General features: G+C 63.9%; 17 protein-coding genes. 1 reads left to right on the top strand and 16 read right to left on the bottom strand.

The annotated features are described in order from the left end of the window. Nucleotides 1-49: 49 nt before the first annotated feature. On the bottom strand, nt 50-361 hold the full coding sequence (locus BLR29_RS00380) for a hypothetical protein (protein WP_092133694.1): 312 nt from the start codon (nt 359-361) through the stop codon (nt 50-52). 148 nt (nt 362-509) lie between these two features. Then, complete coding sequence (locus BLR29_RS00375) at nt 510-2,525, bottom strand: FUSC family protein (protein WP_092133692.1); 2,016 nt, start codon at nt 2,523-2,525, stop codon at nt 510-512. Between the two features lie 127 nt (nt 2,526-2,652). Here BLR29_RS00375 and BLR29_RS00370 point away from each other — a divergent pair, with 127 nt between their 5' ends. Further along, on the top strand, nt 2,653-3,543 hold the full coding sequence (locus BLR29_RS00370) for a LysR family transcriptional regulator (protein ID WP_092133691.1): 891 nt from the start codon (nt 2,653-2,655) through the stop codon (nt 3,541-3,543). 33 nt (nt 3,544-3,576) lie between these two features. On the opposite strand, the gene BLR29_RS00365 is transcribed toward BLR29_RS00370, so the two are convergent. The 14 genes from BLR29_RS00365 to BLR29_RS00315 all read right to left on the bottom strand — a co-directional run bounded on the left by BLR29_RS00365 (nt 3,577) and on the right by BLR29_RS00315 (nt 14,371). Beyond that, nucleotides 3,577-4,743, bottom strand: coding sequence for an ABC transporter permease (locus tag BLR29_RS00365; RefSeq protein WP_092133689.1), 1,167 nt, complete (start codon nt 4,741-4,743; stop codon nt 3,577-3,579). A 16-nt stretch (nt 4,744-4,759) separates the two neighbouring features. Further along, entirely contained in the window at nt 4,760-5,914 is a 1,155-nt protein-coding gene (locus BLR29_RS00360) for an ABC transporter permease (protein WP_092133688.1), read from the bottom strand. Nucleotides 5,915-5,917: 3 nt separating this feature from the next. Next, nucleotides 5,918-6,613: an ABC transporter ATP-binding protein gene (locus BLR29_RS00355; RefSeq protein WP_092133686.1), complete on the bottom strand. Its 696-nt coding sequence runs from the start codon at nt 6,611-6,613 to the stop codon at nt 5,918-5,920. A 1-nt stretch (nt 6,614) separates the two neighbouring features. Beyond that, entirely contained in the window at nt 6,615-7,823 is a 1,209-nt protein-coding gene (locus BLR29_RS00350) for an efflux RND transporter periplasmic adaptor subunit (RefSeq protein WP_092133685.1), read from the bottom strand. A 205-nt stretch (nt 7,824-8,028) separates the two neighbouring features. Further along, nucleotides 8,029-9,441 carry an FAD-binding oxidoreductase gene (locus BLR29_RS00345; RefSeq protein ID WP_092133683.1) on the bottom strand — a complete coding sequence of 471 codons (1,413 nt, stop codon included), beginning with the start codon at nt 9,439-9,441 and terminating at the stop codon, nt 8,029-8,031. Nucleotides 9,442-9,464: 23 nt separating this feature from the next. Next, nucleotides 9,465-10,169 (bottom strand): FadR/GntR family transcriptional regulator, encoded by a 705-nt coding sequence (locus BLR29_RS00340; RefSeq protein WP_092133682.1) that lies wholly within the window; start codon nt 10,167-10,169, stop codon nt 9,465-9,467. Between the two features lie 135 nt (nt 10,170-10,304). Beyond that, nucleotides 10,305-11,867, bottom strand: a complete 1,563-nt coding sequence (locus BLR29_RS00335; protein ID WP_092133680.1) for a T6SS phospholipase effector Tle1-like catalytic domain-containing protein — start codon at nt 11,865-11,867, stop codon at nt 10,305-10,307. 2 nt (nt 11,868-11,869) lie between these two features. Then, entirely contained in the window at nt 11,870-12,364 is a 495-nt protein-coding gene (locus tag BLR29_RS00330) for a DUF3304 domain-containing protein (RefSeq protein ID WP_255371057.1), read from the bottom strand. Nucleotides 12,365-12,378: 14 nt separating this feature from the next. Next, entirely contained in the window at nt 12,379-12,531 is a 153-nt protein-coding gene (locus BLR29_RS32340) for a hypothetical protein (RefSeq protein ID WP_176860841.1), read from the bottom strand. A gap of 2 nt (nt 12,532-12,533) precedes the next feature. Then, entirely contained in the window at nt 12,534-13,028 is a 495-nt protein-coding gene (locus tag BLR29_RS00325) for a DUF3304 domain-containing protein (RefSeq protein WP_176860840.1), read from the bottom strand. Between the two features lie 33 nt (nt 13,029-13,061). Next, nucleotides 13,062-13,196, bottom strand: coding sequence for a hypothetical protein (locus tag BLR29_RS32745; protein ID WP_255371056.1), 135 nt, complete (start codon nt 13,194-13,196; stop codon nt 13,062-13,064). Between the two features lie 2 nt (nt 13,197-13,198). Beyond that, the gene (locus BLR29_RS00320; protein WP_255371055.1) at nt 13,199-13,687 is read right to left on the bottom strand and encodes a DUF3304 domain-containing protein; all 489 of its coding nucleotides are present in this window, start codon (nt 13,685-13,687) and stop codon (nt 13,199-13,201) included. A 37-nt stretch (nt 13,688-13,724) separates the two neighbouring features. Further along, nucleotides 13,725-13,856, bottom strand: a complete 132-nt coding sequence (locus tag BLR29_RS32740; protein WP_255371054.1) for a hypothetical protein — start codon at nt 13,854-13,856, stop codon at nt 13,725-13,727. A 2-nt stretch (nt 13,857-13,858) separates the two neighbouring features. Continuing rightward, a complete protein-coding gene (locus BLR29_RS00315; protein WP_092133672.1) occupies nt 13,859-14,371 on the bottom strand; it encodes a DUF3304 domain-containing protein in 513 nt (170 codons plus the stop codon). Nucleotides 14,372-14,414 lie beyond the last annotated feature (43 nt).

Raw genomic sequence — 14,414 nt, 5'->3', positions numbered from 1 at the left:
CCGAACGAGGAGACCCGGCGCCGGGACGGCTGGCTGGAGGGACGGCAGATCAGGCGCTGTGGGCCGGCGGCGCGGACACGCCCGTGCGGTCCATGCCCGCCAGGGTCATGCCGGATGCGGCACTGTTGGCCCCATCGGTGAAGGGATCGGATTTGCGCGTGCCGAGGGCGCCGTCGGTGTACGGGTCGGCCTTGCGGATGCCGTGCGCACCGTCCGTGAACGGATCGCGGCGTCCGTTGTGCATGTCATAACCGTAGCGGTCGCCGGGGACGCCCCGGTCTTGCTGGCCTTGGGCGACTGCGAGGGAGCAGGCGCAGAGGGTTGCCGTGGCAAGCAGGGTCTTGAGCAGGTTGTTGTGCATGTCTTGTGGTTCTTCAACTGATTGAGGAAGGCGTGCCTGGCGGGTTTGCGCCACGCCTGCCTTCCGGATCGCCTTGTGGGCGGTGCCTCGCCGGGAATGGTGCGGCACGGAACGAAGTGTAGTCATCACGAAGTATTCCTGCGATGATTTAAACGTCGTGAAATGAGTCGTTATTTTCATGGGCGTGCAGCGTGACCTGCAGCACCACCAGCGCAGAGAGCGGTGCCCGTGCGTCGCTCCGCAGGCGCGCTAGCTGCGCGATCGATTCCACGATTCGCTGGCCCAGCTCCCCGGGCACCGCCATCGGGTGACCGACCTTCAGACGCGCCCGGAAATGCCGCGCCACCATGCTCAGCACGCGCCTGACAGGCTTGCGCGCCGCCGGGGGCATATCCGGTAGTGCGCGTTGGAGCGCCAGCGTGCAATAGCCGATCTGCAGCTCGGTGAAACCGTCCGAAGCCAGCCTGCCTCCGCTGGCGCCGAGTCGCGGCATCAGTTGCCCCAGGCGGTCCAGCATGCGCGCCCCCAGCTTCGTATGGCTGTCCGCGGCACGCCACGTCGCGGCGCGCGCCAGGTCCTGCCAGCTGGCGCGAATCAGCCGATGCGCGGCAACGTGGGCGCCGAACGGGCGCGCCACCATCGCCCACAGCGGCGCAAAGAGCATGGCCGCCGCGTTGGCCAGGTTGTTGTTGAACACGCCGACGAAATTGGCGTCGTAGACGCTCTGCACGTTGGCGAACGACGCGGTGTTCACCGACAGCAGCATGGCGATCAGGTTGAAGCCCGGCCGCGCGATCAGCATGCCGATGCCGAGATACGGAATCGACAACATGCCTACCAGTGTCTCGAAAGTCTGCGCATGCGGCACCACCAGGAACAGGTAGAACGACGACACCAGCAGGCAAAACGCGCTCCAGCGCAGGAACGAGCGGGCCACCGGGCGTGGCTCGTCGATTGTCGCGAAGAAGCAGCAGGCGATGGACGCCACCGCGACGGGACCGCCGCCATCCTCCCATCCGGAGAAGATCCACAGCAGGCCGGCGCAGAACACGGCCAGACCGGTGGATATCGCGCCGAAGAGCAGCATGCCGTGATCGTGATACAGGCCTTGCGCGGCGCGCTGCACGGGTGGGTCCGCGGGTGTATCCGCTGGTGTATTCAATAAGGTCGGCGGCAGGCGCGCGGGGCGGTCGCCAATGCCGTGCTGCAGGGCCTGGCAGGCTTCCAGCAAGTCGCCCAGCTGGCCGAGCAGATGTCCGGCCGTCGCGATCAGGCCTGCGCGTGGGTCGGCCCCGGCCCAGTCAGCGGGTACGGCGACCACGGCTGGCGCCGGGCCCTGCAGGCCGTGGCCAAGCCAGTTCGCCACGGCGCCGATGTATTTCGCGAGCGGCACGGGCATGCCATCCGGATCACGGCGCAGCGTGTGAAGCACGGCCTCCAGTGCCGACAGGACCGGCATCAGCATCGACATCTGCTCTCGCAGCGCGCGCGCGTGGCGCAGGGTGTGGCGGCTTTCGGTGTCGAAGGACAGTTGCACGATCAGTTGGTCCAGCGCCAGCATGTCGGCGGCCAGGCGATGCCGGCTGGCGCGGGCACGGGGATTGGCGGCGAGGATATCGGCCGCCCACGATGCCGCATCGTCAAGCCAGGTGCCGGCGCGGTCGCGCAATGCGGGCGCCACCTTGGCCGGAAAGACGATGGCGCCGACCAGCCCGGCGCAGACGATGCCGATCACGATCTCCTCGATGCGCGCCACGGCGATATCGAAAATGGCCGTCGGCTGGCTGACGGCGGGCAACGCCACGATCGGCAGGGTGTACGCAGCCAGCAGGAACACATAGCTGCGCGGCGTCCGCTGCAGCAGCGACAGGTAGACCAGCACCACGATCCACAGCGAGATCGCACCCATCAGCACGATGGGCATGTTGACCAGCAGTGGCACGGTAGCCACCGCCGCCGTGGCGCCGAGCACCGTGCCCGCCACGCGATAGGCGGCCTTGGATCGGGTGGCGCCGGTCAGCGGATGCGAGACAAAGTAGACGGTAGCCATCGCCCAGTAAGGGCGAGGCAGGCCGAAGGACAGTGCGATATAGAGCGCCAGCATTGCGGCCGCGAATGCCTTCAGCGAAAACAGCCACTGTCGGGCATTTGGCCAGCTAGCCATGGGATACCGGTCCGGGGGCGCCGGAAAGATTGGGGACGTGGATCGGAAGTGTAGCCAACTGGCGATCATTCCCCTCATGATTTAAAATGCACAGCCAAAGTCGGTTTTTTCATGGAAGCGACCCGTTATGCCAATCGACATCCGCGCCTTGCGCTACTTCGTTGAAACCGCGCGTCTGAAGAGCTTTACCCAGGCGGCCACGTCACTTTTTGTGACGCAGTCGACCATCAGCAAGATGGTGAAGCAGCTGGAAGATGAGGTCGGCCAGCCACTGCTGATCCGCGAAGGCAAGACGGTGCGACTGACCGACGTCGGCAAGGTTGTCTACGACCGGGGGCAGGAAGCGCTTGGCGTGGTGCATCGGCTGACGCTGGAGGTGGCCGACCTGTCGTCGCTGGGGCGAGGGCAACTGGCGGTCGGCATTCCGCCGATGGTCAACCTGTTCTTCTCGCCGGCGGTCAGCGCCTTCCGCAAGCGCTATCCCAATCTGGAACTGACGCTGTCCGAGCACGGCGGGCAGGTGGTGGAGCAGCATGTCGCGAGTGGGCAGCTGGAAGTCGGCGCCACGGTGCTGCCGGGGGATAGCGGGCTGGCGCTGGCCACGCGGCAGTTCGCCAAATATCCGATCTGGGCGGTCGGGCCGCAGAAGGCCGCCTGGGCCAGTGGGCGGACGGTGACGCTGGCCGCGCTGCGCGACGAACCCCTCGTGCTGCTGACGGACGACTTCTCGCTCACACGGAAGCTGCGGCAGGCGTTTCTGGAGGCACGCATGGAGCCGCGCGTGGTGGCGCAGAGCGGGCACTGGGATTTCCTGGCGGCGATGGCTGCAGCCGGACTCGGCACGACCTTCCTGCCGGAACCGTTGCTGTCGCGGCTTGAGGCCCGCGACAACCTGGCCGTCGCGCGGTTGACCGAGCCGACGATGGACTGGGCGCTCGCGCATATCTGGCTGCCGGACCGCTATCTGTCGCATGCCGCCCGGGCATGGTTGTCGGTCTGCGAGGAGGTGCTGGGCTGAGCGGCGCCGCCGTGGCACGCTCGTCGTCCGAATCTAGCGTGCCCGCAGCGCGTCGACGATATTGAGCCGCGAGGCTCGCATGGCGGGCAGGAAGCCGCCGATCAGGCCCATCGCCATGGCAAACAGCAGCGTCTTGACGACGATGGCCGGCGTCAGGATGAAGCGGAACGACAGATCCGCAAAGGTCTGGAAGTTCGTCGTGGAGAACGACGCGAGCTGCATCAGCGCCGCGCAGGCAAGGCCCGCCACGCCGCCCACCAGCCCCAGCAGGATGGCTTCGATCAGGAAGGCCGCCAGCACATTGGCCCGCTTGAAGCCCAGCGCGCGCAGCGTGCCAATCTCGCCCACACGATTGGCCACGGAGGCATACATCGTGATCATCGCGCCGATCATCGCCGCAATCGAGAAGATCGAGGTCAGCGTCACGCCCAGGATATTGATAAACGTGGACAGCGCCTTCGACTGGTCGCTGTAGAAGACCTGTTCGCGCTTGGCCTCGTTGGCGAGCCGCGGGTCCACATCGATATCGGCCCGGAACTTGTCAAAGCCGTCCTGCTGCGCCAGCCGCACGACCATCGACGAGTAGCTGCCGCGCCGGAAGGATTGCATGAGCTGGTCGACGTCGCCCCAGATCTCGGAGTCGAAGCCGCTGCCGCCCGCGTCGAAGTGCCCGACGACCGTCCAGTCGCGCTGGGCAAAGCGCAGGTGCTCGCCGATCCGCACACCGCCGAAGCCCTTGGCAATGCCGCTGCCGACGATAATCTCGGCCGATCCGGGCTTGAACACGCGGCCTGCCACCATCCGGATCTGCGGCCGCAGCGTGACTCCCTGTGGCGATACGCCCCGGATCACCACGTTCGACGGCGTGCTGAGTCCGGTCTTGGTCAGCGAGATCAACACCACGGCTTCCCGGGACGCCATCGGCCGGCCCTCGGCGTTCATCGCCACGGCCGGATGCATCTCCATCGCGGCCGCCTGGTCGCGGGAAATCGCGCTCTGGACCTCGGTCTCCGCGCCCTTGCGGATCAGGACCACATTGTCGCGCTCGCCAGTCGTCACCAGCGTCTGCTTGAGGCCGGCGTCCAGCATCAGCATCGTGGCAAACACGAACACCACCAGCGCCAGGCCGCCGGCCGTGAGCGTCGTGGTCAGCCGCCGGGCCCAGATGTTGCGCGCGATGTAGTGGAGCGGGATAACCATCCTGGCGTCCGATGGCTTAGCCGATGGCCCGCAGGCCTTCGACGATACGCACCCGTGCGGCCTGCACCGCAGGCACGATGGCCGCGGCCAGCCCGACCACCAGCGCGCAGGCGGCCTGCATCGCCGCCGTTTCGTGCGATACGGTGAAGACCGGGAACACCCCGCCCACGGCCTGCTTGAAGAAGCTGGCGGCCGGCGGCGTCAGCAGCATGCCGATGGCGCCGCCCACCGTGCTGATGATCAGCGACTCCCCGAACACGAGCAGCGACAGGAAGCCGGGGCCGAATCCCAGCGCCTTGAGCGTGGCGTATTCGGTGATGCGCTCGCGCGCGCTCATCGCCATGGCGTTGGCCATGACCGCCATGACGATGACGATCACCACATAGGACACCACGCGGATCGCCGCGATGATCTGGTTGGACATCGCCACGAAGCCGAGCTGGAACGCCTGCTCGGTTTCCGTCAGCGTCTCCGCCAGCGAATTCTTGAATACGTTGTCGACGGTGCGCGAGATGGCTGCCGCATTGTCAGGATTGTCGATGCCCAGCACGAAGACGCCCACCTGGTCCGCCTGCCGGGCGGTCTTCTTGCGGACGGTTTCGTTCAGGTATTCCCAATGGAAGATCATCTGGCGCGTGATCGTGCTTTCGTCGCGCCCCTCCATGATGCCGCGCACGATGAAGTCCCACGTGCCGGGGTAGATCGTGCCCTTGATCGGGACGACGTCGCCGATCTTGAACCCGTACTGGTCCGCCAGTTGCCGGCCGATCAGCGCGCCACGGCGGTCGCGCTGGTAATCGGCGCGCTGCTGCGGCGGCACGATGAACTCGGGGTACAGGTCGAGGTAGTTGTCCGACACCGCGAACTGGGCGAAGAAGTTCTTGGGGTCGCGGTAGACGCCGCCAAACCAGTTGGACCGCGCCACCTGCGTGACGCCATCCACGCCGCGGATGCGGTTTTCGTAGCTCAGGGGGAGGGGGAACACCAGCGAGATGGCGTTGCGCGTGACCAGCCGCGCGTTGGATGCCGCCGCCGCGCCCGCGTACCAGGCGTCGACCACGGTCTGCAGCAGCCCGTAGGCCAGCACGGCGATGACCAGTCCGAGCACCGTCAGGGTGGTGCGCAGCTTGTGGCGCATCGCATTGCGGGCGATCAGCTTCGGCAGGTACATGGCTTAGCGCCGGCTGTTGCCATTGAGCAGCTCGCCTTTTTCCAGATGGACGAGCGACTTGGCCGCGTCGGCGGCGTGTGCGTCATGGGTGACCATGATGATGGTCTTGCCGACTTCGGCGTTCAGGCGCTGCAGCATGGCCAGGATTTCCGTGGCGGACGCGCGGTCCAGGTCGCCGGTGGGTTCGTCGGCCACGATCAGCGTCGGATCGGTGATCAGCGCCCGGGCGATGGCCACGCGTTGCTGCTGGCCGCCGGACAGTTCGGACGGGTAGTGGTCCATGCGGTCGGCCAGGTTGACCATGCCCAGCACCAGTTCCACGCGCGCGCGCCGTTCGGCACGGCCCAGCCGCGTGAGCATCAGTGGCAGCTCCACGTTTTCGAACGCGGTCAGCACCGGCATCAGGTTGTAGAACTGGAAGATGAAGCCGACATGGGCCGCGCGCCAGTCGGCCAGCGAGGACTCCGGCAGGCCCGAGATGTCCACGCCGCCCACGCGTAGCTCGCCGCTGTCCGGACGGTCGATGCCCGCAATCAGGTTCAGCAGCGTGCTCTTGCCCGAACCGGACGGGCCCATCAGCGCGATGAAGTCGCCCTCGGCGATATCGAGCGTGATGTCGGACAGCACGGGTACGATCTGCGCGCCTCGCCGGTATGACTTGGCCAGGTGGCGGATGGAGACGAGCGGTTCCGCGGCCACGTTATTTCTTCGCCACGGTGACCTTGCTGCCGTCGGCGAGCTTGTCGCCGGGCGCCAGCACGAGCGTGTCGCCGGGCTTCACGCCCTGGACGGCCACCAGTTCGCCGATCCGTGCGCCGGTGGTGACCGGCACCTGCTGCGCCTTGCCGTCCCGGATGACGAAGACCACCTTCTTGCCGTCGCGTTCCGCCACGGCGGCGGGTTGCACCGCCACCAGCGGCTTCCTGTCTTCGGGCGGCACGGGTTTCGACAGGAATGCGATCTTCGCGCTCATGTCCGGCAGCACGCGCGGGTCACGATCGACAAAGCGCACCTTGACCAGCACGGTGGCCTTGGACCGGTCCACCGTCGGCACGATGCGGGACACGCGGCCGGCCAGGCGCAGGTCGGGCAGGGCGTCCAGCAGGATCTCGGCCGGCTGGTCGGCGGTGATCTTGGCGATGTTGGATTCGGCGACGTCGGCCTCCACCTCCAGCGTGTCCATGTCGGCGATCGTCACGACGGCGCCCTTGGTGTCGGACGCGGCGGAAAACGGCGTGATGTTGTCCCCGACGTTGGCATGCTTGATCAGCACCACGCCGTCAAAGGGCGAACGGATCACGGTCTGATCCACGGCGACTTGCGCGGCCTGGGCATTGGCCTGTGCCGAAGTGATGGCGGCCTGCGAGTTGTTGATCGACGCGCGGGCCTTGTTGTAGCGGGCCAGGTCCGCGTCGTACTGCTGGGTGGAGATGGCCTTGGGCACCAGCAGGACTTCCGAGCGGCGCAGGTTGACTTCCGCATCGCGCAGCTCGGCCTGCTGGAGCTGCAGGTTGGCCTGTGCCACGCGCACCTGCGCGGTCGCCTGTGCCAGCGAAGCCGCGACATCGCGGCTCTCGATCCGGGCGATGATCTCGTCCTTCTTCACGCGCGAACCTTCGAGCACGCCGAGCCATTCCAGCCGGCCCTGGGCCTTTGAGGAGACGGCGGCCTTGCGCTGCGGCACCACGTAGCCCGTGGCATTGAGGAGCGTGTAGTTCTGGGATGGGTACGCCGACGTGACGGTGGCGGTTTCCACGGCCTGGGGTCCGGCCAGCCGGGCGCCGATGCCAATCACGGCGAGGATAACCAGCGCGATGATCGCGTAGCGAACCCAACGGCGGCGCCGGCGTGGCGCGGGGGCCATGGCGCTGCGGTCGATTTTCAGCCTGCTCAGGTCTTGATCAGCCAATTTTTTCGGACCGCCTCGATGCGGTGAGGGTGCGGAAAGGGGCCCACAGTATAGCGCCGTGTGCAGTGCAAGCCTGTGGCACCCCGGCCTCATGAGGTCGCTTCAAAAAGATCCTGGCGTCGTTGCGCGGCCTTGCCGTACCAGTTGTACTGTCTGCGGCCGCACGCCTAGCCAGGACCGCTTCGCTTCATTTTGAAGCAACCTCTCAGAGCAGCTTGCCCGGATTCATGATGCCGGATGGATCGAACACCTGCTTGATGGCCCGCATCAGCCGCAATTCCAGCGGGTCCTTGAGCGCCAGGAAGGATTCGCGCTTGAGCTGGCCGATGCCATGTTCGGCGCTGATGCTGCCGTCATAGCGGGCCACTTCCTCCAGGACTTCCTCGCTCACGGCCTTGCCTTCGTTGAGCGCCCATTTCGGGTCGGCGCCCGCCGGCCGCGACAGGTTGTAGTGCAGGTTGCCGTCGCCGAAATGCCCGAAGATGAACGGGCGGATGCCGGGGTGGCGCGCCAGCAGCCGCGCTTCCATCGACGCCATGAACGCCGGAATGGCCTCGATCGGCAGCGAGACGTCGTGCTTCAGGTGCAGGCCGTCGGCGCGCTGGGATTCGGAGATTTCCTCGCGCAGGCGCCACAGGCTTTGCAGCTGGGCCAGCGACGCGGACACGGCCGCGTCCTGGCACAACCCGCATTCCAGCGCATCGCCGATGACGGCTTCCAGCAGCGAGTTCAGGAGGTCCTCGGAGGCCGTATCGGCGATCTCCACCAGCACATAGGCCGGATGGCGGTCCGGGAAGGGGGCCTGGACGCCCTCGGCATGCTTCAACACCAGGTCCAGGCAGGCGCCGGTAAAGAACTCGAACGCCTGGAGCCGGGGGCCGCATTGCGCGAACAGCAGCGAGAACAGCTTGAGCGCCTGATCCGGCGAATCGACAGCAGCCAGCACCACGGCGCGGGAATCCGCGCGCGGCAGCAGGCGCAGCGCGGCGGCGGTAATCACGCCGAGCGTGCCTTCCGACCCGATCAGCAACTGCTTGAGGTCATAGCCGGTGTTGTCCTTGCGCAGCGTGCGCAGGCCGTGAAAGATCTCGCCGCTCGGCAGCACGGCTTCCACGCCGAGCACGAGTTCGCGCGTCATGCCGTAGCGGACGACGTTAACGCCGCCGGCATTGGTCGCCAGGTTGCCGCCGATCTGGCAGGAATCCTCGGCGGCCAGCGACAGCGGAAACAGCCGGTCGGCGTCCCCGGCCGCACGGCGGAGGTTGCCGAGAATGCAGCCGGCCTCGACGACCATCGTATTGGCAATGGTGTCGATGGAACGAATCTTGTCCATGCGGTCAAGGCTCAGCACGACGTTGGCGGCGTTGTTGTCCGGCGCGGCGCCGCCGCACAGGCCCGTATTGCCGCCGCGCGGGACCACCGGCACGCCGGCCTGCTGGCAGAGCGCCAACGCCTGCGAGACCTGTTCCGTGGTGCGCGGACGAATCACCGCCTGAGCGCGGCCTGTGTAGAGCCCGCGCCAGTCCGAGACCCACGGCGCGACATCGTCGGGCGCGGTCGCCACCACATCGGGGCCGAGCGTTTCGGTCAGTCGTTGGAGAAAATGGGCGTCGGACATGTCGTGCCTTGCTGGAGAAGGGGTTAGCGGATCGGGCGCAGCGCCAGGCCGAGCCGTGCCGCGGCATTGCGCAGGTGCGCGGCTGCGGCCAGGCGGGCCTGTTCGGCATCGCCGAGACGGATGGCGTCGAAAATGGCGACGTGCTCGCCGTGCACCTGCTCCGGCAGGCCGGGCTGCCTGCGCGAATTCAGGCGGGCGGTCCGCACGGCGTGATGGAGCTGCAGGTTCAGGTATTGCAGCAGTTGCAGGTAGTACTTGTTATGCGTGGCCGTGGCGATGGCGATATGGAACTGGATATCGGGCTCCACGCCGTGATCGGCGTCATGCAGCTGGGCGGCGAGGGCGTCGAGCAACGCACCGAGGCGCGCGATGTCCTGGTCGGTGCGGCGTTGCGCGGCCATGGCGGCGGCGGCGCCCTCCAGATCCAGCCGAAGTTCGTAGATCTCGGCCAGATCGGTCGCATCGGCGCCCACGCTGCCGGACAGTCGGAATCCCGCGTCGCTGACACGCGACCGCACCGTGCTGCCCAGGCCCTGGCGGCTTTCGATCATCCCCTGGGACCGCAGGTGTTCCGTCACCTCGCGGATCACGGACGTGCTGACGCCAAAGCGTTCGGCCAGCTGCTTGCCGGTCGGCAGCCGCGCGCCGACGGGATAGATGCCGTCGGCAATTTCCGCGCGTAATTGCTGAATCACGTGTTCGGTCAGGGTAATGGGCCGGGTCTGCATAGGGCCACACCTTACCCTTTTCTGGTTATATGAAAACCTAGGGTAAACGTGTGGAATAGGGCGGTGCCGGAAGTGGGAGGTGGCACTGTTTGATCCGGAATTGGAGCAGTGGTACGTCGTGCCATATGCGGATGCCTACCGGCACTCGGTCAAGGCAGGCAGCTCCATCATGAGTGGCCAGTGTGCCCTGGACGAGTCAGCACCCGGGGACATCATGTCTCGGACAGCCAATGGCTTCGCTGCCAACACTCGCGCCGTTGCCGTGGGCGGCACCGCGGTCTCGATGATCTGACGCGGTCGCAGATAACCGCTGGCGTCGATGCGAAGGAAACCGGCGCGCGAGTCGTGCACGTACTGGTCGAAGAAGCGAATCAGGTTGGGGGAGAGTGCGGGCGGATTGAGCCAGGCGTCCCAGTACGCGGCTTCCTGATCCGTGAGCGGCTTGCTCAGCGGACTGCGCTGCCCATCGATGGCGGCGACAGTGCGATGGTATTCGGCACGGTCGTTCTTCCACAGGTGCGTGAGATGCGCGCGCCAGTTCATGGTGTCGGCGTCCATCTTCATGCGCGCGTGATACTGCTGAATGTCCTGAAGCTCCTGCTGGATGACCGGGTCCGTGCATTTTGCCCCTTGGTAGAGCTCGCACGGATTCTTGCCGAAACGCACCTTCAGCCAGCCGTAGTAGAGGCGCATGTGCCGGAACAGCTCCTCTTCCAGCGTGCTGCATACGCCCAGCGTACGCATGTATTCATCGAACAGGACTTTGACGTCTTCGTCGTATTCGAAGAGATCCTGGATCATCTTCTTCAGGTGTGCCGGTGGCGTGAAAGGAACGCCGCTGACCGTCGCCTCCAGGCGCATGCGGTTCAGCGCGATGCGCGCGAGTTGGTCTGACCGACCTTGCTCATCCGGACGGTAGCCGCCACCCACGTCCGAATGCACACCCGGGAGGACGATTTTCTCGTAGCTCACGGTGCTGCCGCGCACCGGCGTGAGCGGGAAGCTGGCGCGCAGTTCGTGGCCCGAGACAATGTGAACGCACCGCTCGACCTGTTCGGGAACGTGCAGGCGCATGTCGGACAGATTTTGGGTGGGCAGGCCGACTGACTCGACCGTGTCGAAGAGGCCGAGAAAGCGGATGTGCAGCGGCGCGGATTCGCCGTCCAGCGCGGTGCGGCAGGGCCAGTGAGGCACGCCGTCTTTCATCTGACATTTGGCGAGCAGGCGATTGACGAAGGCACGCGCCAGCGTCGCGCCGCGTGAGAAGCCGAAGACTGCAATGTCGATGCGGGTGACTCTGTGGTTGGCTTGCAAGGATCGACGCAAGTCGCTCTCTGCGGTGGTCAGGCGCACATCACTGCCCAGTCCGAAGCCACCACCAATCGGTTCGCTGTCGCGAAGCTTTTCCCACCAGCTCGGATCGCTTGCGTTGAGCGGGGTGCCGACGCCGGGATAGTAGAAGTGGTTAATAAGAGGCTCATCATCATCGACATGCCCTAGATGCAGGCGGGCAATATTGGAGAGCTTCTGCTTCGGTTCATCAATCTTGAGATTGTTTCCCGTGCCATCGAAGAAGAAGCTGAACCATGGCCGTTGCTCGCAGGTCGCACACGCATTGAATTCCTCAGCATATAGTTCGGTCATGGTCTGAACCTTCTGCGCAAACGCCTCATGGCTGTCTGTGAACCAGTCCTGCATGGTTATTCTCCTTTTTGGCGCATGACACGCGGACCAGCAAAAAACAGCTTATCCATGCGCGGATTGGAGGGACCGAAGTCCCCGTCCCCGGGTAGCAATTCCGCTTCTATCTCGTGGACAGGAAAAAATCGGACGAGCAATACACTGTGCTCGCGGGTGTTCTTGGGCATTGCACCAGTCACCACGACATCGCGGCTGTACGTCCTCCACTGCGACTGGTCCTCCCGATGCCCACCAACGCGCCAAATGATCTTGATCGTCTGGCCTACGCCAGGCATCGAGGAGCAGCATATCTGCCCACTCTTGCCGCCTCTTGAAAATTCGTTGACCTGAACGTTTCCCACCCCAGTATCCTTACCTTCTGCAGTTTGAATCCAGTAATCGTAGATAAAGTCCTCGGTGTAGTTCGCGCTCCAAGCCGACACATCTACCCAGCCACGTGGTTGCCCTGTCGCGCAGCCTCCCATCACCAACGCCAGCGCCAGTCCGGCAATCATTCGTACAACCCTTGTCATTTCAGTCCTTTTCCCTTAGTCATTGAAGAAGCTGAACCACACTGCTGCTCGCCAGCCGCGCACGCGTTGAGTTCCTCTGCATACAGTTCAGTCATGGTTTGAACCTTCTGCGCAAACGCCTCATGGCTGTCTGTGAACCAGTCATGCATGGTTATTCTCCCTTTTGGCGCATGACGCGTTGCCCTGAAAATAGCTTGTCGACGCGAGGGCTAGCCAATTCGCCAGCTTCCCCTCGATCAGGAATCAGCTCTGCCTCTACCTGACGCTCTTTGAAAAATCTGACCATCAGGATGTTGTAAGCATCCTTCTTCTTTGGCATGGCACCAGTCACCACGACATCGTGGCTATAGGTCTTCCACTGCGACTCGTCCTCTCGATACCCGCCAACACGCCAAATCACCTTGATGGTCTGGCCCACACCAGGAATGAGAGCGCAGCATTCACGTCCCCCGGTTCCTCCTTTGGAGAACTCATTGACCTGAACGCCACCGATTCCGGTGCGCTTCCCGTCAGCAGTTCGAATCGAGAAGTCGTAGATATAGTCCTCGGTGTAGTTCGTGCTCCAGGCCGACACATTCACATAGCCACGTGGTTGCCCTGTCGCGCAGCCTCCCATCATCAATATCAGCGCCAGTCCGGCAATCATTCGTACAAACCTTGTCATTGCGGTCCTTTCCCGTTAGTCATTGAAGAAGCTGAACCACGGCCACTGCTCGCAGGTCGCGCACGCGTTGATCTTCTCCGCGTACAGTTCGGTCATGGTTTGAACCTTCTGCGCAAACGCCTCATGGCTGTCTGTGAACCAGTCCTGCATGGTTATTCTCCTTTTTGGCGCATGACGCGCTGGCCTGAAAAGAGCTTGTCAACTCGGGGATTTTTTGGGTCAATATCGGCTGAGGGAACAAGTTCAGCCTCCACTTCGTGATCAGAAAAGAACCTCACAACGAGATAGCTGTGTCTCTTGGTACGCACTGGCATAGTCCCTTTCACCACGACATCGCGGCTGTAGGTCTTCCACTGCGACTCATCCTCTCGATACCCTCCAATACGCCAGACAACCTTAATGGTCTGACCGACGCCGGGCATCAGAGCGCAACATATTGTTCCGCTTGTGCCGCCTCTCGAGAATTCATTGACGTGAACGCCCCCCACTCCAGTACGCTTGTCCTCGATAGTTTTAATCCAGTATTCGTAGATATAGTCCTCGGTGTAGTTCGCGCCCCAGGCCGACACATCTACCCAGCCACGTGGTTGCCCTGTCGCGCAGCCTCCCATCACCATCGCCAGCACCAGTCCGGCAATCATTCGTACAACCCTTGTCATTGCGGTCTTTTGCCGTTAGTTATTGAAAAAACCGAACCACGGCCACTGTTTGCAGGTCGTGCACGCGTTGAATCTTCTCCGCGCACAGTTCGGTCATGGTTTGAACCATCTGCGCAAACGCTTCATGGCTGTCTGTGAACCAGTCCTGCATGGTTATTCTCCCTTTTGGCGCATGGCGCGTTGTCCGGAATACAACTTGTCGACCCGAGGGCTAGCCGTCCCGCCAGCCTCCCCCCGATCAGGAATCAGCTCTGCTTCTAACTGATGCTCTTGGAAGAATCTGACAATAAGGATGTTGTATGCATCTTTCTTCTTTGGCATCGCGCCAGTCACAACCACGTCCCGGCTGTATGTTCTCCACTGCGACTTGTCCTGCTGGCGCCCGCCGACTTGCCAGACCACCTTGATGGTCTGGCCCACAGCTGGAATGAATGCACAACATTCGCTCCCGCTGGTGCCGCCTCTCGAGAACTCATTGACCCGAGCAATGCCTAATCCAACGCGTTTGCCATCCGTAGTTTGAATTGATACATCGTAGATGTAGTCCTCGGTATAGTTGGCTCCCCGAACTGACGCTGTTACCCATCCACGCTGTTGTCCTGTCACGCAGCCTCCCAGCACCAATACCAGCGCCAGTCCGGTAATCATTCGTACAACCATTTTCATTGCGGTCCTTTCCAGTTAATCATTGAAGAAATCGAACCACAGC

Source organism: Cupriavidus sp. YR651, assembly GCF_900101625.1.
In the GTDB taxonomy this organism is placed as follows: domain Bacteria; phylum Pseudomonadota; class Gammaproteobacteria; order Burkholderiales; family Burkholderiaceae; genus Cupriavidus.
The sequence above is the reverse complement of the archived record's forward strand: the minus strand, read 5'-3'. Positions and strand labels throughout refer to the sequence as shown.